Consider the following 17,586-nt stretch of genomic DNA (forward strand, 5'->3'; position numbering starts at 1 on the left):
TATAAAAAGCGGATTTGAGCATAGCGCGGCCCGCGACGTTGCGCCATGCGGATCTTGGCGTCAGCGCAGCGGCCGCCCGCCGTCGACGCCGTGGGTGCGGCCGGTGACGTAGCGGCTCTCCAGCAGGTAGTTCACCAGATTGACCACTTCACTTTCGCCGGGTGCGACCTTCATCAGCGATTTCGCCAGCGCCTGCTGGCGGTAGGCTTCGTCGTCGCCCGGATTGAAGATGATCAGCGCCGGCGCGATGGCGTTGACCTTGACCTCCGGCGCCAGCTTGCGGGCAAACGAACGAGTCATATTGTCCAGCGCAGCCTTGCTGGCGGCGTAGGCGATATGCTTGTCGCTGCCTTTTTCCACCACGTAGTCGGTGAGATGGATAATGTCGGCGCCAGCCTGGCCCTGGCCGGTCAGACAGGATTCGAGCAGCTGGTTGAGCAAATAGGGCGTGTAAACGTGAATTTGCAGCATTGCTGCCATCACCTGTTCCGGCGGCACCTCCGGTGACTCGGCCTGCCAGGCGCTGGCGTTGTGGATCATCGCGCGCAGCTTGGGCGCCACTTGCCGCACCTGGTCGGCGAAACGGTAGATACCTTCATGTGTGGCAAAGTCGCCCTGAATGCAGCGGGCGCCCAAGGCCTGCAACTCGGCCATCGCCGGATATTCGCTGCGATAGGCGATAATGACCGGAACGCCGCGCTGGAGAAACGCTCTGGCGAGCGCCAGCCCTATGCGCCGCGCGCCGCCGGTAATCAGCACCGGGGCAGAGTTGGGGTGTTCCATTGATTAAAGCTCCTGGACAGACTGGCAAACAATAGGGGAATTATGCCATCATACGGCGGAAAGTCGTTAAAGCTTCGCATGATTATCCATTTCTGGATGTAAGATCCCCAATGCATTTCAGGTTGCCGTCCGGCGGCGGCTTGAAAGACCACGGGTTAACACTGGCCATGAGAGGAATGAGGGGATGAACAGCAATCACCTTGCATCCATCGCGCGCAGTGAGAAAATCTGTTTTGACTACATGGATTTTCTGTCCGCATCGTGCAGGAAGCACTGGCGCTTTGTTGATGCTATTTATGGTGTGATGCCGATCTTCGGCATGGTGTTGAAATCGCGCGTGACCACGTCACAAACGCGCAAAGAGCAGTTGAAAGAGCTGGCGTTGCAGGTGGTGTCAACGCAGGTTAGCGATGAAACCAATATCGTGCGCCTGATTGACCTGGCGCAGCAGCAGGGCCTGACGGTATTTGATATTCAGCTGCCCTATGCGCTGGAGGCGCAACAGCTGGCGGCCATTCAAAAAGAGTGCGCGGAAGGCATTGCGATCGCCCTGGTGGGTGAGCGTATGACCGTCACCATTCCCCCTAAAAGCTGACCGGGAATCAACCCGGCCGCCCGTTCATGGTTAGGCAATTGACCTGCTGAGATGGCCTAACCATGAACGTGAAATCTCACGCCGCGTGACGCGTGCTGTCTAAAGTCGGGTCCCGGCATTGGGACCGGAACGCAGGGTGTAAATACTGTCTATATGTATTAACACCGCGTATTTCGGCGGATTCATCCCGTTTTTTTCTGCAAATGCCAGCGCCTCGTCAAACGGTTTGCCCGTCAGAAACAGTTCGGGTGTACCAACGAAGCGGTAGCCGTCCAGTGCCTCGCGGTCGATGACCACAACGGCCATTTTCGAGCCTTCCTTGATGTTTTGCAGCGTTTGGCCACCGGTATTTTCGTTGTAAATCAGTGTACGGTCATCATAGGGGCGCAGAGAACGCTTGGGGCCGATATCGGGCACGCCGCTCGGGCTGCTGGTTGCCTGCACTGGCAGCTGTTTAGCCAGCATCTTCTTCATCTCGTCATTCAATTCATTCATGGGCAGATTACCCCTCAGGTTGATGTGTCACTGTTAATGCACGGTGGCGGAATGGTGGGTAGCGGGCGCGCAGATGCTGGTTTCCGGCAGACGGTGCTCGCGCAGTAAGTGCAGGGTTTCAATCCTGAAGCGCAGCAGGTGCCGCTCAGCGGTCTGCTGCATCTGTTCGCACAGCGACGAATCGGCCAAGAGTTGCTCGATAGCGACTCGGGCCCGATGAACATGCAGCTCGACGCCGCGCAGAGGCTTCTGCCGCAGGCGCAGATGGGTGATGTTGTTGAACGTGACGATCAGCGCGGCAAGGGCAGACTCGAAAATATTCAGCGCTTCAAATCTGGCGGTATAGTCCGCATTCAGCCAAGGCTTCTCGGCGATGATCGCCTGAGCCCCCTCCAGCGCCTGTTGATAGCTGGTCATCGCCTGGCGATCGTGCCGCTGATTAAACGCCGTGTTGCCCTCGGCGATCAGCGCCTCCCAGGCGGCAAACAAAGGTAATGCGTGCAGCAGTTTCTCAGCCATGAAATGCCTTCCATTTTAGCCTGTCTTCATCCGCCGCCTGACGCCTCTCGCCAGGGGCACTCGCGTCTTACCATTAATCAATAAATGATAATGATAATTAATTGCATTTGAGATCGCAAGCGTGGCGCATGGCTGACTGTGCAAAGGGGGGGAGCGTGGTAGCAGGGAAAAGAGGAAGCAAAATGCGGCTGACGGGCAGCCGCATTGACGGGGCACTTTAGTGCAGCATAAACCAGCCGGCGGGCAGCGTGGCCACCAACAGCAGTAAGATACTGCCTTTTTCCAGGCGATTCAGCAGATTGATATCCTGATGGCCGCGGCGGGCGTACATGAACACCAACAGGCCCGGCGCATACAGCAGCACCGACATCAGCAGGTGCATCAGGCCGGAAGCGTACAGCAGCCATAAACCATAGACGCAGGCGCCGGTGGCGGCGAAGATCAGGCGTTTGTCGCGGCGGCGGTAAGCCACCTTGAACAGAAATGCGCCGACCAGGAAGTAAGGCACCAGGATCATTTCCGACGCGATGGTCAACAGCGAGTTGTAGTTGCTACCGGTCAGCCAGATCAGCACCAGCGCCAGCTGCACCGCGATGTTGGTCAGCCACAGCGAAGACGCTGGGGCGTGATGGCGGTTCTGCTTGCCGAACACGCGCGGAAACGCGCCGTGCTGTGCGGCCAGCAGCGGCACTTCCGCCGCCATGATGGTCCAGCTGAGGTAGGCGCCGCACACGGAGATGATAAGACCGGCGGCGATGATCACGTCTCCCCACGGGCCAATCAGTTCCACCATCAGCACCGCCATCGACGGATTGCGCATGTCGGCCAGTTCGCTGCGTGGCACCACGCCCAGCGACAGCAAGGTGACCATCAGGTACACCGCCAGCGCCGACAGCACTGCCAGCATGGTGGCGCGGCCCACGTCTTTCTTATTGCGGGCGCGAGCAGAAACCACCACGGCGCCTTCCACGCCGATAAACACCCACAGGGTGATCAGCATGGTGTCCTTGACCTGTTCCCACACCGGCTTGCCGAGGGCGATACCTTTGAAATCCAGCGTGAACACGTCCATTTTGAAGGCGATCGCCGCCAAAACGGCGAACATCCCCAATGGCAGCAGCTTGGCGAGGGTGGCCGCCAGGTTAATGCTGGCGGCAGTTTGCACGCCGCGCAGTACCAACGCGTGCACGATCCACAGCAGGGCGGATTCGGCGATCAGCGCCTGCCAGGTATTGCCGTCACCGAGAATCACGTTGCCGCCGCGATCGGTAAAAATACTCAGCGCCGCAAACACGATCACCAGATACGAGACGTTGGCGATCACGGCGCACAGCCAGTAACCCCAGGCGGAGCAGAAGCCCATCAGCTCGCCGAATCCTTCTTTGGCGTAGGTGAAGATGCCGCCGTCCAGATCCGGGCGCAGACGCGTAAGCAACAGCATGGCGAACGCCAAAAACAGAATGCCGACGCCGGTGATCCCCCAACCCAGCAGCAACGCGGCGGGGCTGGCGACCTGCGCCATGTTTTGCGGCAGACTGAACACGCCGGCGCCCAGCATCGAGCTGAGCACCAAAGCGGTTAGCGCGGTAAGACCGAGTTTTTTTTCCAATGACGGATCCTGAACGCAGAATAAACAACTGGAAGGGAACTGCTTGGCGGCAGCAATGTGTTAACAAACACTGCGCGAATAGACAATAGCCCTAAAAATTGGCGCAAATTCTACGGAGGGATGATTAGAGATGCAATGATTGAATATGCGGAATTTACAAAAAACTATTCAACGAGCGGCGAAAAGAACGGCAATAAAAACGGGCAGCTCAAGGGCTGCCCGATGGTAAACCGAAAAGCGGGTTTTATTTGAACAGATCGGCGCTGACGGTCAGGTTGCCGCCGCTCTTATTCTGCCATTGGCGAGTGACGTGATAGTACTTGGCGCCTTTCTCGGCCGCGCGTTTCGCCACTTCGGTGGACACGTCGGTCATGCTGTTGAAGTGGCCGGTGAAGGTGACGGAATCGAACGGCACCATCTGCGCGGCGGTCACGTTGTTCACTTCCTGGATCTTGGTGCCGTTAGGCAGCGTGACGGTATAGCGCTGGCCGGTAGAGGACTGCGTTTCGAAGAAACGGCCCACTTCGCGGCTTGGCGAACCGGAAGACGCGACGCCAGGGATTTCGACTTTCGCGGCTGCGGCACCACCGGCGGCCAGTGCGGCGCGGCCGGCGTCAGAATCAGCCGGGATAGCGTCCGGGCTCTGCACGCGGCGTTTCGGCGCATCGGCCTTATAGATGTACGCGGTGACGAACTGGTTGCCGCCGGAGTTGGCGTCAACCTGGCGCACGATGAAGAACGAGGCGGCGCCTTTTTTCTGCGCTTCTTTGGATATGGCGTCGTTGATGTCCGGCTGGCTGCGGTAGAAACCGCTGACGCTCACGGTATCGTAAGGCTCCAGCAGGTAGGCTTCCTCTTTAGGCAGTTCATTCACGCCGTTAAATACGCGGTATTTTGGTGTTTTGCTCACTTCTGGCGCATCTTTATGATAAAGGTCTGCGGTGACGCGCCAGTTGCCGCCGTTGTTGCTGTTGTTGCTGTCCTGGATATAGAAGGAATCGGCACCCAGTTTGTCTGCACGGCGGGATACGGCGTCGACGGCTTCATTGATGGCATTGAAGCGGCCGGTAATCGTGATGCGATCAAACGGCTTCAGCGCCGCTGCTTTCTCAGGAGTTAACTCTTGCGCCGCATGAGCAGACAGCGCGGTGAGTGATAACAAGGCTGACGCGATGATCGTGGTCTTCAGCTTCATAAAAAATCCTTTCGCCTAGCGCATTAACGTTTATAACGTACTGAACTGTTTAAGTGTAATTCAGCCGTCGATTATTACATGTAATTCTGAAAACTGTCTCAGCATTTTATGTTATCCCGTGCGACAAATCGCTTACGTTGACGCGGGCCGCACGGATGGCGCCATCATCATAAGTTTCCATAATAAAGGCTTTGGTGTCATTAATGTTAATTATTCACAAAATGATAACTTTTATGCTCTTTCGCCGCACGTGGCCATCAATCGTTACGCCGGGCGTAAACCTCTTGTCACGCAGAATGTGCTGTTCTGTATGGATTTTTTCACAGTAAATTGCGATTTGTCATATCACGCGCGGCATTTTTATGTAAAAACAGAGCTGAATGCGTAAGCAATTATGGATCATCGACCTTATTTTCAGTAGGTTATAGTTGGCGTCTGAAATCAGTGCGGGCAAGTTAACGCCTTGCTCGCCGGTGGCGTCGTGCTATGGGCAGGAAAATAATAAACATCATCCAAGACAGGTGAGAAGGGAACATTATGCGTATTGGTGTACCAAGAGAGCGGTTGGCCAATGAAGCCCGGGTCGCAGCCACGCCGAAAACGGTGGAACAACTGCTGAAGCTGGGTTTTACCGTCGCGATTGAACGCGGGGCGGGCAAACTGGCCAGTTTTGACGACGTCGCCTACGAAGCCGCCGGTGCGGCGCTGGTCGACGAAAACGAAGTGTGGCAGTCGGATCTGATCCTGAAAGTCAACGCGCCGCAAGACGACGAGGTCGCCTTGATGCGCGAAGGCAGCACGCTGGTCAGCTTTATCTGGCCGGCGCAAAACCCCGAGCTGATGGCCAAGCTGGCGGCGCGCAACGTCACCGCGCTGGCGATGGATTCGGTGCCGCGCATCTCGCGCGCCCAGTCGATGGATGCGCTGAGCTCGATGGCCAACATCGCCGGCTACCGCGCGATCGTCGAAGCGGCGCATGAGTTCGGCCGCTTCTTCACCGGCCAGATCACCGCCGCCGGCAAAGTGCCGCCGGCTAAGGTGATGATCATCGGCGCCGGCGTGGCCGGCCTGGCGGCGATCGGCGCTGCGGGCAGCCTCGGCGCCATCGTGCGCGCCTTCGACACCCGCCCGGAAGTGAAAGAGCAGGTGCAGAGCATGGGCGCGGAATTCCTCGAGCTGGATTTTGAAGAGGAAGCGGGTAGCGGCGACGGTTACGCCAAAGTGATGTCCGAAGCCTTTATCAAGGCCGAGATGGCGCTGTTTGCCGCACAGGCGGCGGAGGTTGATATCATCGTCACCACCGCGCTGATCCCAGGCAAACCGGCGCCGAAGCTCATCACCAAAGAGATGGTGGCGTCGATGAAGCCGGGCAGCGTGATCGTCGATCTGGCGGCGCAAACCGGCGGCAACTGCGAACTGACCGTGGCCGACACCATTACCGTGACCGACAACGGCGTGAAAATCATCGGCTATACCGACCTGCCGAGCCGCTTGCCGACCCAATCTTCGCAGCTGTACGGCACCAACCTGGTCAACCTGTTGAAGCTGCTATCGAAAGAGAAAAACGGCGAGATCGACATCGATTTCGACGATACGGTGATCCGCGGCGTTACCGTGGTGCGCAGCGGTGAAGTCACCTGGCCAGCGCCGCCAATCCAGGTCTCCGCCCAGCCGAAAGCGGCACCTGCCGCTGCACCGGTCGCCAAACCCGAAGCCAAACCGACCTCGCCGTGGCTGAAGTACGGCCTGATGGCCCTGGCGATCCTGCTGTTCGGCTGGCTGGCGGACGCGGCGCCGAAAGAGTTCTTGTCGCACTTTACCGTGTTCGCGCTGGCCTGCGTGGTCGGTTACTACGTGGTCTGGAACGTCAGCCATGCGCTGCATACTCCGTTGATGTCGGTCACCAACGCGATATCAGGGATTATCGTGGTCGGTGCGCTGCTGCAAATTGGCCACGGCGGCTGGGTGAGTTTCCTCTCCTTTATCGCCGTGCTGATCGCCAGCATCAACATTTTTGGTGGATTCACCGTCACTCAGCGCATGCTGAAGATGTTCCGCAAGAACTAAGGGGTAACAAATGTCTGGAGGATTGGTTACAGCTGCATACATTGTTGCCGCTATTTTGTTTATTTTCAGCCTGGCGGGCCTGTCGCGTCATGAAACGTCGAAGCAGGGCAACCTGTTCGGCGTCGCCGGTATGGCGATCGCGCTGCTCGCCACCATTCTGGGGCCGGATTCCGGCAACGTCGGCTGGATCATCATCGCCATGATCATCGGCGGTTCGATCGGCGTCTATCTGGCGAAGAAGGTCGAGATGACCGAAATGCCGGAACTGGTGGCGGTGCTGCACAGCTTCGTTGGCCTGGCCGCGGTGCTGGTCGGTTTCAATAGCTACCTGGATCACGGCGCGCCGATGGAACCGGTGATGGCGAATATCCATCTGACCGAAGTGTTCCTCGGCATCTTTATCGGTGCGGTGACCTTCACCGGGTCGATCGTCGCCTTCGGTAAGCTGCGCGGCATCATCTCTTCCAAGCCGCTGATGCTGCCGAATCGCCACAAGCTGAACCTGGCGGCGCTGGTGATCTCGTTCCTGCTGCTGGTGGCGTTCGTGCGCGCCGACAGCGTGGGCTGGCAGGTGGTGACGCTGCTGCTGATGACGGCGATCGCGCTGGCGTTCGGCTGGCATCTGGTTGCCTCGATCGGCGGCGCCGACATGCCGGTGGTGGTGTCGATGCTCAACTCTTACTCGGGGTGGGCCGCGGCCGCGGCGGGCTTCATGCTGAGCAACGATCTGCTGATCGTCACCGGCGCGCTGGTGGGCTCTTCGGGGGCGATCCTGTCTTACATCATGTGTAAGGCGATGAACCGTTCGTTTATCAGCGTGATCGCCGGCGGTTTCGGCAGTGACGGTTCATCCACCGGCGACGCCGAAGAGATGGGCGAATACCGTGAAACCACGGCGGAAGAGGTGGCCGAGCAGTTGAAGAACTCCACCTCGGTGATCATCACCCCGGGTTACGGCATGGCGGTGGCACAGGCGCAATATCCGGTGGCGGAAATCACCGAGAAACTGCGGGCGCGCGGCGTGAAGGTCCGTTTCGGTATTCACCCGGTCGCGGGGCGCTTGCCGGGCCACATGAACGTGCTGCTGGCGGAGGCGAAGGTGCCGTACGATGTGGTGCTGGAGATGGATGAAATCAACGAAGATTTCCCGGATACCGACACCGTGCTGGTGATCGGCGCCAACGACACGGTGAACCCGGCGGCGCTGGAAGATCCGCGCAGCCCGATCGCTGGCATGCCGGTACTGGAAGTGTGGAAAGCGCAGAACGTGATCGCGTTCAAACGGTCGATGAACACCGGCTACGCCGGCGTGCAGAACCCGCTGTTCTTCAAGGAGAACACTCAGATGCTGTTTGGCGACGCCAAAGACAGCGTGGAAGCGATTCTGCGGGCGTTGCAGAAGTAAAATTGGGCAACCAAAGAAAAACGGGCCGCTTAGCGGCCCGTTTTTTATACGCGAAGCTTAATCTTCGTCGTCGTGTTCGTCGTCTTCATCCGCTTCGATCGGGCAGTTGAAGTTTTCCGGTTTAATCACCAGCAGGTCGCATTTCAGATGATCGATCACATGTTCCGCGGTGTTGCCGATAAAGGCGGCTGAAATGCCGGTGCGGCCCAGGGTGCCCAGCACCACCACGCCGGCCTGCAGGTGTTCGGCCAGATCGGGGATCACCTCTTCCGGCAGGCCTTTTTCTACGTGGGTGAACTCTTCCTTAATGCAGAATTTCTGCCGCAGCGCCTTCATGGCGATCAGGTGCTGGCCGCGAATGGCGTCGTTGTAGACGCTCGGGTCGAAGTCGGGCAGTTCGATGGCGATGTTGATCGGCGTGACGGGATAGGCGCCGACCAGGTGAACCTCGGTCTGGTTGACGTTTTGCGCCAGTTCGACGGTTTCTTGCACCAGTTTGATATTGAGCGGGTCGTGATAGGGTTCTTCGCTGGCCAGGTTGACCGCCACCAGCGCTTTGCCGCCTTCCGGCCAGGGCTGGTCTTTCACCATCCACACCGGGCAAGGGCATTTGCGCAGCAGGTGCCAGTCGGTGGGGGTAAAGATCACCGACTCCAACCGGTCGTGCTGGTGCGCCATTTTCAGCAGCAGGTCATGTTGGCCAGAAAGCACTTCCTGAATGATGGCTTCGAAGGGGCGGTTATGCCAGACCACTTTGATTTCGATCGGCACGCCGTCGTTGAGGTAGAAGCGGCACTGTTCATTGATCCAGGCGGCGCGTTGGCTGATCACACCTTGCCGCATCGCCGTTCTTTCGTCCGGGGAGAGCAGGGTCGTCATTTCGTAAGAGAAGTCGTAAATGGGCAGGAAGGCTTTGATGCGCCCGCCGTTCCGTTTTACCAGGTACACGGCGCGGCGCAATGCCGGCTGATCGTCCTGATTGGGGTCAATAGCCACCAGAAGATTCTGATACTTCGCCATAGGGCCTCCTTACAGCTGAAATCAACAGTCTGTTAATTTACAGAGTAACCCAACATTGAAAAACAGAACAACAACAGAAGCGTGCCGGATCAACAATTTCGGGGAAATGTTGATCCGGCAGGGGGATCAGGCGTTGACGGTCACGTTGATACGTGGCGTTCCGGCCAGCACCGACAGGGCGTCGGCATTTTCGATGGTGATGTATTTGCCTTTCACGCTGAGAATTTCGCTTTTCTGGAAGCGGCCCAGCAGGCGGCTGATGGTTTCCACCGTCAGGCCGAGGTAGTTGCCGATGTCGCCACGGGTCATGGTCAACCGGAACTCGCGCGGTGAGAAGCCACGTTCCGCGAAGCGACGCGACAGGTTGTAAACGAACGCCGCCAGGCGCTCTTCGGCATTTTTCTTCGACAGCAGCAGGATCATGTCCTGGTCGCCTTTGATCTCGCCGCTCATCAGCCGCATGATCTGCTGACGCAGGTTGGGCATTTTGCCGGACAGATCGTCGAGGGTCTCGAACGGGATCTCGCACACCATCGAGGTTTCCAGCGCCTGGGCGAAGCTCGGGTGCTTCAGGCCGCCGATGGCATCGAAGCCCACCAGGTCACCCGCCAGGTGGAAACCGGTGATTTGCTCGTCGCCTTGCTCGGTGATGGTGTAGCTTTTGATGGTCCCGGAACGGATCGCGTACAGCGATTTCAGCTCGTCGCCGGCCTTGAACAGGGTCTGGCCTTTCTGGATGGGCTTTTTCCTCTCGATAATGTTGTCGAGCTGGTCCAGCTCGTGAGCATTAAGGGTGAAAGGAATGCACAGCTGGCTGATGCTGCAGTCCTGGCAATGGATCGCACAACCACCAGACTGGATACGACGAATCACGCGTTTTTCCGGGATCATAGATTACGCTCATTCAATAATTGATATGAGTCAATTTTAACATCTTTTGCTGCAGCTGATAAGGGTGGCATTAGCATGAATAGGGGTATTGTGTGCGAATTTTGCGCACACATGCCGCCGATTATTCTGTATGGGACTGAAGTTATGAGTATTATTTGTGACTTATGCGTTTTATTCACACAAGCTATTAATAGTACCCAAGTGGTCACGCGCGCGGCGTAGAGCAATGTGTTTTATTAAGCAGCGCCAAACAATGGCGCTGGATAGGTGGCTACAGCAAATTTTTCGGCAGGTAGCCTTCGTGCTGCAGCAGCCACTGCTTGCGTTGTACGCCGCCGGCATAGCCGGTCAGCGCGCCCTGCGAACCGATCACTCGGTGGCAGGGCACCACGATGCTGATCGGATTTGAACCGTTGGCCATGCCGACCGCGCGCGAGGCGGTCGGACGGCCGATGCGTTGCGCCAGTTGGCCGTAGGTCAGGATCTCGCCGCAGGGGATTTGGCGCAGCTGTTGCCACACGGTGCGTTGGAACTCGGTGCCGGCAGTCATCACCGGCAACCGATCGATAATGCTCAGTTCACCGGCGAAATAGCGCTGCATGGCGTCGGTCAGCCCGCTGGGATCGCGCTGTTCGCGCAGGGTGAAGCGATCGGCGCGGTAGTGGGTATTCAGCAGCTTCATGAGGCGCGCTTCGTGATCGGTCCAGTCAATCGCCCGCAGGCGCCCCTGTTCATCGGCAATCAGCACCAGTTCACCCACCGGCGTAGCGGTACGATCAATCAAAAAAGTCTGCATCTGGATCACTCCTCGGTTTAGTGTGGGGATTATCGCATGAAACGGAGGGAGACGATGGCGGATTTCGGACATGTTGATGGGCAACCGCAGGGTTACCCAAATAGGCGGCTCAGGGGAAGCCAGGGAGGCATTGTTCGACGAATTTGTAAAATAAATTTATAAGTTATCAAGACAAGTTGTTTCTTGTTTATTATTTCATCAAGCATTGACACATTGGGGTTACTTATAGCTGATGGTCACACGCTTTAAATGGGGATTGTTATTCACCATTTCACTGGTGACGGCAGAGACTAATTCTTTTGGCATCTCTTTTAACGAAGAAGAAATATACCCGTTCTGATATTCCGTCACTTTGCCGAAACAGTTGGAGATAAGCTGTTCATCCTGATGTGTGATGGCGCAGGTTGGCGTAGTAATGGCGCCGGTGAAGCGCACGGCGCCGGAGGCGACCTGGCTTCCGGAAAGCGGTTTTGCTTGCAGAGCGAAGGGCAGAATGACCAATGCGCTTAATACGGCTAAGTAATGGTTCATACGCTGTTCCTCTTAGAGTAAAGAATGCTGCCAATTAAAAACAAGCATGCTTGTTTTCATTAAATAAGCTATTTCGTGTGGCGAAATAAAAACGAATGGGCAAAATTCCTACTGCCTTCATCCAATGGATTTGATAATAGGGAGGTAGGGTGAGCAAAACCATGATTTGGATCATAGTGAAGACCGGTTAATGGTTTCCGGTGCGAGCAGGGTAAAAGGCTGTGATCGTTCTCTCAGGAAAGCGGGGAATGGCGGGATGTTTTCGCCCCCGTGGTGTAACGGCAGGAACCGGGGGCGAGAGCGGGCTTACAGCATGCCACTGCTGCCGCAGATGCGGATCTTTTCCGCCACCACTTCTTTCATCGCCAGCTTGCCGGGGACGATGTATTTGCGCGGATCGTTAGCATCCGGGTGCTGCGAAAAGTAGCTTTTTACCGCATCGGCGAAGGCGATTTTCAGTTCGGTAGCGACGTTGACCTTGCAGACGCCGAGCGAAATTGCGCGCTTGACCATCGCTTCCGGAATGCCGGAGGCGCCGTGCAGCACCAGGGGCACGTCCACCTGTTCGCGGATCAGCGCCAGGCGCTCGAAGTCCAGCTTCGGCTCGCCGTGATACAGGCCGTGGGCGGAACCGATCGCCACCGCCAGCGAATCGATGCCGGTGGCGGCGACAAACTCGCGTGCCGCCATCGGGTCGGTATAGAAGCTGTCCGCGGTATCGACGATCAGATCGTCTTCCTGCCCGCCCAGGCGGCCCAGCTCCGCCTCCACGCTGGCGCCATAGCGGTGGCACAGGGCCACTGCGGCGGCCACCTTGGCGATGTTCTGCTCGAACGGCAGATGGGAACCGTCGATCATCACCGAGCGGATACCGCTTTTCACCTTGTGCTCGATGTCGTCCAGCTCTTCGTGATGATCCAGATGCAGCGCCAGCGGCAAATCGTAGCGGTGCGCGGCCGATTGGCAAATGCCGATCAGGTAGTCGGTGCCGGCGTAGCTGAAGGTGCCGGGCGTGCCGGCCATGATCACCGGTGAGCGCAGCTCGGCGGCGGTCTCCGCCACCACCTGCACGGTTTCCAGATTGTGGACGTTAAACGCCGGAACGGCGTAACCCTGGCGCTGTGCCTTGAGCAGCATTTCTCGATTGGCTATCAGATACATGGGATCTCCTTACAACTCAGGGGAGGGAAAACGGTAAATCGTCACGCCTTTCACCACCCGGTTGACCTCGCCGGTCGGGCAAGGGTTGTCCGGGGTCAGCCCCAGCGCCAGCGAACTCTCGAAGGCCAGCATCTGGGTGAACAGCAGATACGGGAACAGCAGCCAGATATCGTCAGCCGCGTCGTGCATATTCAGCAGAGCGTCGGACAGGGGTTGGCGTTCGCCGGTCAATCCGACCAACTGCATCGCCAGCCCGTCGCGCTGCAGCTCGTTCCACAGATCGCGGTCATACTGGCGGGCGTAGTCGTCGTGGGAGAACATCAGCACCACCAACGTCTGGCCGTCGACCATGAATTTCGGGCCGTGGCGCAGGCCGAGCGGCGAGTCGTAGCGTGTAACGATGCGGCCGGCGGTCAGCTCCAGCATCTTAAGTGAGGCTTCTTCGGCGAGGCCGGTAAAGCAGCTGCCGCCGAGGGTGATGTAGCGGCGGAAGCCGCTGGCGGCCAGCGCTTTCACCTGCGCCTGCAGCGTTTCACGCAGTTCTCGGCAGCGCTGCACCATGGCACTCAGCGGTGCCTGGGCGGCCTCGAGCGACGTTGGGCCGAGCAGCAGCGCGGCGCTCAGCATCATGCAGCTGAAGCTGGAGGTCATGGCGAAGCTCTGATCGTTGGAGCCTTGCGGCATCACCAGCGAACAGACGTTGTCACGCCGATGCGCGTACTGCGCCAGCCGGCTGTCCGGGTTGCACACCAGCATCAGGTGATAGCTTTCCGGCAGCAGCTGGTCGGCCAGCTCCACCGTCGCCACGCTTTCGGGGCTGTTGCCCGAGCGGGCGAAAGAGACCAGCAGCGTCGGCCGATCAGGGTCGAGATACTGCAGCGGGTTGGCGACGATATCGGTGGTGCCGTAGGCTACCACGTCGCGGCCGGTGCGTTCGCGCAGCCAGGGCGCCAGGGCACGGCCGGCAAATGCCGAACTGCCGGCGCCGCACAGGACGATCTGCAGGCGCGGATTGGCCAGCAGCGGCGCCAGGAACGGCTGCCACTGCGCCTGTTGATCCTGCAGCTGCCGGTGCAGCGCTGCCCACAGATCCGGCTGTTGCCAAATTTCTGCGGCGGTGTGCCAGGCGTTGCGCTGCTTCAGCCAATCCGCCTCGTAAGAGAAATACGCGTTCATGATGACAGCTCCTTAAAAAGCCTCGGTTAACGGTCGGCGATAATCACGTCGATCCCTAAATGGTGCAGCGCCTGCAGGTAGTGCGCCGGAATGCGGCTGTCGGTGACCAGGCGGTGGATCTGGCCGATTTCGCGGATCATGCAAAAACTGGTGCGGCCGAATTTGCTGGCGTCGGCGATGGCGATCACTTCACGCGCCACCTCGCACATCACGCGGTTCAGCTGCGCTTCGCCCGGATCCGGCGTGGTGATGCCGCTCGTGAGATCGAAACCGTCGACGCCGAGAAACAGCTTGTCGAACCGGTATTGGCGCAGCTGCTGTTCGGCGGCAGGGCCGTAAAGCGACCAGGCTTTGCGGCGCACGCTGCCCCCGACCACCATCAGATCGATCTGCTCGTTGCTGGCTAATTCGAAGGCGATGTTGAGCGCGTTGGTCATCACCACCAGATCCTTTTTCCCCGCCAACTGCGGCGCCATCTGGCTGGTGGTGGAGCCGGAGTCGAGGATGACGGCATCGCCGTCTTCAATCAGCGCCGCGGCCGCGCAGGCGATGACGTGTTTTACGTCGCGATTGAGGCGGCCCTTGTCCTGCAATGGGCGGTCGAAGGCGAACTGTTTGTTCAACATGGCGCCGCCGTAGGCGCGCACCGCGCAGCCGTGCTTTTCCAGCTGGCGCAGATCGCTGCGGATGGTGACGCTGGACACCGAAAACTGCTGGCTGAGCTGCTCCACGCGCACCGTGCCCTCGCGGCACAGCTGGTCGATAATTAATTCCCGGCGTTTTGCGGTATTGATCATTAACGCAGACTCCTGATTTACCTGTAGCCGTGCCCGACCGCGGCTTAATAAGCCGCAGCGATACCGACCGGAGCGCTTTCAGTAGTTCGTGGCGAATTACAGCAAACGAAACACTGAAATGCAATCGATTAATTTTAAAATATCTATATCTATCAGACGTTTATATTTAATTTTGCTTTCAGTTTAATGCCAACCGAAAGCGGTGTTAACGCAAAGTGAAAACGGCAAATTCGTTATTTTTCAGTCGCCAATTCCCGGCATTTAATTATTCAGCCCGTCGAGGCCGAAAGCCGCAACGATCGCTCGACAACCGCCAGGCTTTCACTGTTTTTTTATGCCGGCGCGCGTAAAAGCGCCGCGCCGCGTACGCCGCTGCTGTCACCGTGCACCGGCGGGAACACCGCCGCCGGTTCCACGCCCGGCAGCAGCCAGCGCCGCATCACCGGCGGCAACAGCCGGTAAAGCTCGCCGACGTTGGACAATCCACCGCCCAGCACGAAGGCATCAACATCCAGCAGCAGCTGTAAGCCGGCCAGTGCGCTGGCCAGAATGTCGACGTAAATCGTCATCAGCCGATGCGCGAGCGCATCACCGGCACGATAGCTGGCGACCAGCGCTGGCACGTCGGCGGCCGGATGGGCGAAATGGCGGCTCAGCGCCAGCAGTCCGCTGCCGGAGACGTAGCGCTCAAAGCAGCCGGTCAGCCCACAGTTGCAGCCGAACAGCGGCAGATCGTAACGCTGCGCCAACTGGGCCGAGATCGGCATATGGCCCCATTCACCCGCCACGCCGCTGCGTCCCTTATGCAGTTGCCGGTTCACCACCAGGCCACCGCCGGCGCCGGTGCCGATGATGGCGCCGAACACCAGCGGCAGGTGTGCGGTTTGCGGCGTACTGGCTTCCGACAGCGCGAAACAGCGGCAATCGTTCTCGATGGCGATCGGCCGCGCCAGCGCCCGCGTTAAATCATCCGCCAGGCAATGCCCGGTCAGGCAGGGCACGTTGACCGCCAGCTGGCGGCGGCTGACGGGATCGGTGATCCCCGGTAAACCGATGCCGATGCTGCCGCGCGTATGCAGTTCGCGATCCGCCTGCTCGACCAGCCCGGCGATGCAGGCCACGAATTCGCCGTAATCTCTGGTAGGGGTGCGCACCCGCTGGATCAGCACCTGATTGAGCCGGCGATCGTAAGCGGCCATTTCAATCTTGGTGCCGCCGATGTCGAAGCCGTAACGCATCTCTGTCGTGGCCATGCTTCAGGCTCCGTTCAGGGCGATCACCGCCGCTTCACGGCGTGCGCGTTCGGCGGCGAACACCATCAGGTGGCTCTCCAGCGCTTCGGCCGGGCCGGCCAGCACCTGGCTCGGATCGTTGGCGCGAATGGCCGCGATAAAGTGCTGCATCAGGTAGTAGTCGCCGCCGCCGTGGCCACCCATCGCGTGCAGATCCTGGCCGGCGTCGGTGTCGTAATGCGTTTCGCCGTCGTCGAGGAACGAGGTGATGCGGATATGGCGGCCGTCGCCTTCCAGGCAGCCGCGGCTGCCGAAGATGCGAGTGTGGCGATCTTCGTGGCGAGTGAAGGCCGTCATGGTGAACGACGCAGTGCGGCCGCCGGCGAACTGCATGTTGACCACCTGATGGTCGACCACGTTATTGTCGCAGCGGTAGACGCAGCGGCCGTAGGGCCCGTCGCGTAGCGCCGCCCGCAGCGTCGTCTGGTCGGGTTCCGGCGTCAGCACCCGCAGAAAACCGGGCGTGGCCTTGTGGTCGTCGCCCAGATAAATGCGTTTGGCGGAATAGGGACAGGCTGCCTCCACCGCGCAATCCAGGCAGTTGTCCGCCGCGCCGGCCGGTTGGTTTTCCTGGTGGAAGTGGTGCAGGTTGCCGAAGGAGCTGACCTGTTCGCAGGGCTGTTCCATCACGTAGCGGATCCAGTCGATGTCGTGGCAGGATTTCTGCAACAGCATAAACGCGGCCTGTTGATCGTTGCGCCAGTTGCCGCGCACGAAGGAGTGCGCCTGATGCCAGTAGCCGACCGGTTCTAAGTGTTGCAGGCTGACGATGTCGCCGATCGCGCCATCGCGCAGCAGCTGTTTGAGCTTTTGGGTATAGCGGGTATAGCGCAGTACGTGGCCGACTGAGAAGATCAGCTTTTGGCGCACGACCTCGGCGACGATGGCCCGGCACTCGTCGGCGTCCGGCGACAGCGGTTTTTCCAGCAGCATGGCGTAGCCCTGACGGGCGAAGGCCAGCGCCGGCTCCAGGTGCATCTGATCCTGAGTGCAGATCAGCACCGCGTCGGCCAGCTTGCCGGCGTCGGCGGCCTGGCGCCAGTCGGTGAAGATGCTTTCCGGCGCGATGGCGTGCTGCACCACGAACGGCTCGCGGTAGGCATCGCGCGGTTCCGCCACCGCCACCACCTGCATCAAATCGGGGTGCGCCAGCGCATAGCGCGAGTAGATTTCACCGCGCGCACCGGCGCCGACGACCAGCACTCGCACCGGGCGCTGGGCAACGTTGTTGGGTTGTGTTGACGACATTGCTGA

17 protein-coding genes are annotated in these 17,586 nt (G+C 59.1%); 3 read left to right on the forward strand and 14 right to left on the reverse strand.

Translation table 11 applies throughout. The annotated features are described in order from the left end of the window. Positions 1 to 60: 60 nt before the first annotated feature. Positions 61 to 783, reverse strand: a complete 723-nt coding sequence (gene folM, locus RE418_RS17930; RefSeq protein WP_025302971.1) for a dihydromonapterin reductase — start codon at positions 781 to 783, stop codon at positions 61 to 63. A 184-nt stretch (positions 784 to 967) separates the two neighbouring features. Here folM and RE418_RS17935 point away from each other — a divergent pair, with 184 nt between their 5' ends. After that, entirely contained in the window at positions 968 to 1,378 is a 411-nt protein-coding gene (locus RE418_RS17935; protein ID WP_025302970.1) for a hypothetical protein, read from the forward strand. 99 nt (positions 1,379 to 1,477) lie between these two features. Here the strand turns inward: RE418_RS17935 and RE418_RS17940 are convergent, their stop codons facing one another. The 4 genes from RE418_RS17940 to ydgH form a co-directional block, all read right to left on the reverse strand. After that, positions 1,478 to 1,873: a pyridoxamine 5'-phosphate oxidase family protein gene (locus RE418_RS17940; protein ID WP_089180959.1), complete on the reverse strand. Its 396-nt coding sequence runs from the start codon at positions 1,871 to 1,873 to the stop codon at positions 1,478 to 1,480. Between the two features lie 33 nt (positions 1,874 to 1,906). Next, a complete protein-coding gene (locus RE418_RS17945; protein WP_089180958.1) occupies positions 1,907 to 2,392 on the reverse strand; it encodes a hypothetical protein in 486 nt (161 codons plus the stop codon). Positions 2,393 to 2,609: 217 nt separating this feature from the next. Further along, entirely contained in the window at positions 2,610 to 4,001 is a 1,392-nt protein-coding gene (locus RE418_RS17950; protein WP_025302967.1) for an amino acid permease, read from the reverse strand. 244 nt (positions 4,002 to 4,245) lie between these two features. Beyond that, the gene (gene ydgH, locus RE418_RS17955; RefSeq protein WP_025302966.1) at positions 4,246 to 5,196 is read right to left on the reverse strand and encodes a DUF1471 family protein YdgH; all 951 of its coding nucleotides are present in this window, start codon (positions 5,194 to 5,196) and stop codon (positions 4,246 to 4,248) included. A gap of 537 nt (positions 5,197 to 5,733) precedes the next feature. On the opposite strand from ydgH, the gene pntA reads away from it, so the two are divergent. Together pntA and pntB are read left to right on the forward strand one after the other, a co-directional pair. After that, positions 5,734 to 7,263: a Re/Si-specific NAD(P)(+) transhydrogenase subunit alpha gene (pntA, locus tag RE418_RS17960; protein WP_043143611.1), complete on the forward strand. Its 1,530-nt coding sequence runs from the start codon at positions 5,734 to 5,736 to the stop codon at positions 7,261 to 7,263. A 10-nt stretch (positions 7,264 to 7,273) separates the two neighbouring features. After that, positions 7,274 to 8,668 (forward strand): Re/Si-specific NAD(P)(+) transhydrogenase subunit beta, encoded by a 1,395-nt coding sequence (gene pntB / locus RE418_RS17965; RefSeq protein WP_089180957.1) that lies wholly within the window; start codon positions 7,274 to 7,276, stop codon positions 8,666 to 8,668. A gap of 57 nt (positions 8,669 to 8,725) precedes the next feature. On the opposite strand, the gene uspE is transcribed toward pntB, so the two are convergent. The 9 genes from uspE to RE418_RS18010 form a co-directional block, all read right to left on the reverse strand. Then, positions 8,726 to 9,688: a universal stress protein UspE gene (uspE, locus tag RE418_RS17970; RefSeq protein WP_004938281.1), complete on the reverse strand. Its 963-nt coding sequence runs from the start codon at positions 9,686 to 9,688 to the stop codon at positions 8,726 to 8,728. Between the two features lie 126 nt (positions 9,689 to 9,814). Next, complete coding sequence (locus RE418_RS17975) at positions 9,815 to 10,579, reverse strand: FNR family transcription factor (RefSeq protein ID WP_004938278.1); 765 nt, start codon at positions 10,577 to 10,579, stop codon at positions 9,815 to 9,817. Positions 10,580 to 10,850: 271 nt separating this feature from the next. After that, positions 10,851 to 11,375 (reverse strand): methylated-DNA--[protein]-cysteine S-methyltransferase, encoded by a 525-nt coding sequence (gene ogt / locus RE418_RS17980; RefSeq protein ID WP_025302963.1) that lies wholly within the window; start codon positions 11,373 to 11,375, stop codon positions 10,851 to 10,853. Positions 11,376 to 11,594: 219 nt separating this feature from the next. Continuing rightward, entirely contained in the window at positions 11,595 to 11,906 is a 312-nt protein-coding gene (locus RE418_RS17985; protein WP_197758779.1) for a hypothetical protein, read from the reverse strand. Between the two features lie 306 nt (positions 11,907 to 12,212). Next, positions 12,213 to 13,067: a tagatose bisphosphate family class II aldolase gene (locus RE418_RS17990; RefSeq protein WP_025302961.1), complete on the reverse strand. Its 855-nt coding sequence runs from the start codon at positions 13,065 to 13,067 to the stop codon at positions 12,213 to 12,215. 9 nt (positions 13,068 to 13,076) lie between these two features. Further along, on the reverse strand, positions 13,077 to 14,243 hold the full coding sequence (locus RE418_RS17995; RefSeq protein ID WP_043144075.1) for an SIS domain-containing protein: 1,167 nt from the start codon (positions 14,241 to 14,243) through the stop codon (positions 13,077 to 13,079). A gap of 26 nt (positions 14,244 to 14,269) precedes the next feature. Continuing rightward, positions 14,270 to 15,040: a transcriptional repressor AgaR gene (agaR, locus tag RE418_RS18000; protein ID WP_025302959.1), complete on the reverse strand. Its 771-nt coding sequence runs from the start codon at positions 15,038 to 15,040 to the stop codon at positions 14,270 to 14,272. A gap of 332 nt (positions 15,041 to 15,372) precedes the next feature. Next, a complete protein-coding gene (locus RE418_RS18005; RefSeq protein WP_049275861.1) occupies positions 15,373 to 16,278 on the reverse strand; it encodes an ROK family protein in 906 nt (301 codons plus the stop codon). 18 nt (positions 16,279 to 16,296) lie between these two features. Next, positions 16,297 to 17,580 (reverse strand): Gfo/Idh/MocA family protein, encoded by a 1,284-nt coding sequence (locus tag RE418_RS18010; RefSeq protein WP_399675395.1) that lies wholly within the window; start codon positions 17,578 to 17,580, stop codon positions 16,297 to 16,299. Between the last annotated feature and the right edge of the window lie 6 nt (positions 17,581 to 17,586).

Origin of the sequence: Serratia sp. szju (assembly GCF_044594185.1) — a bacterium.
Lineage (GTDB): Bacteria > Pseudomonadota > Gammaproteobacteria > Enterobacterales > Enterobacteriaceae > Serratia > Serratia bockelmannii.

What these genes read in the sequence shown, in the direction of transcription:
- RE418_RS18005 (WP_049275861.1), bottom strand. Translation starts at nt 16,278, where the DNA reads ATGCGTTACGGCTTCGACATCGGCGGCACCAAGATTGAAATGGCCGCT.
- ydgH (WP_025302966.1), bottom strand. Translation starts at nt 5,196, where the DNA reads ATGAAGCTGAAGACCACGATCATCGCGTCAGCCTTGTTATCACTCACC.
- RE418_RS17975 (WP_004938278.1), bottom strand. Translation starts at nt 10,579, where the DNA reads ATGATCCCGGAAAAACGCGTGATTCGTCGTATCCAGTCTGGTGGTTGT.
- uspE (WP_004938281.1), bottom strand. Translation starts at nt 9,688, where the DNA reads ATGGCGAAGTATCAGAATCTTCTGGTGGCTATTGACCCCAATCAGGAC.
- pntB (WP_089180957.1), top strand. Translation starts at nt 7,274, where the DNA reads ATGTCTGGAGGATTGGTTACAGCTGCATACATTGTTGCCGCTATTTTG.
- ogt (WP_025302963.1), bottom strand. Translation starts at nt 11,375, where the DNA reads ATGCAGACTTTTTTGATTGATCGTACCGCTACGCCGGTGGGTGAACTG.
- RE418_RS18010 (WP_399675395.1), bottom strand. Translation starts at nt 17,580, where the DNA reads ATGTCGTCAACACAACCCAACAACGTTGCCCAGCGCCCGGTGCGAGTG.
- pntA (WP_043143611.1), top strand. Translation starts at nt 5,734, where the DNA reads ATGCGTATTGGTGTACCAAGAGAGCGGTTGGCCAATGAAGCCCGGGTC.
- RE418_RS17985 (WP_197758779.1), bottom strand. Translation starts at nt 11,906, where the DNA reads ATGAACCATTACTTAGCCGTATTAAGCGCATTGGTCATTCTGCCCTTC.
- RE418_RS17995 (WP_043144075.1), bottom strand. Translation starts at nt 14,243, where the DNA reads ATGAACGCGTATTTCTCTTACGAGGCGGATTGGCTGAAGCAGCGCAAC.
- RE418_RS17990 (WP_025302961.1), bottom strand. Translation starts at nt 13,067, where the DNA reads ATGTATCTGATAGCCAATCGAGAAATGCTGCTCAAGGCACAGCGCCAG.
- folM (WP_025302971.1), bottom strand. Translation starts at nt 783, where the DNA reads ATGGAACACCCCAACTCTGCCCCGGTGCTGATTACCGGCGGCGCGCGG.
- RE418_RS17940 (WP_089180959.1), bottom strand. Translation starts at nt 1,873, where the DNA reads ATGAATGAATTGAATGACGAGATGAAGAAGATGCTGGCTAAACAGCTG.
- RE418_RS17945 (WP_089180958.1), bottom strand. Translation starts at nt 2,392, where the DNA reads ATGGCTGAGAAACTGCTGCACGCATTACCTTTGTTTGCCGCCTGGGAG.
- agaR (WP_025302959.1), bottom strand. Translation starts at nt 15,040, where the DNA reads ATGATCAATACCGCAAAACGCCGGGAATTAATTATCGACCAGCTGTGC.
- RE418_RS17935 (WP_025302970.1), top strand. Translation starts at nt 968, where the DNA reads ATGAACAGCAATCACCTTGCATCCATCGCGCGCAGTGAGAAAATCTGT.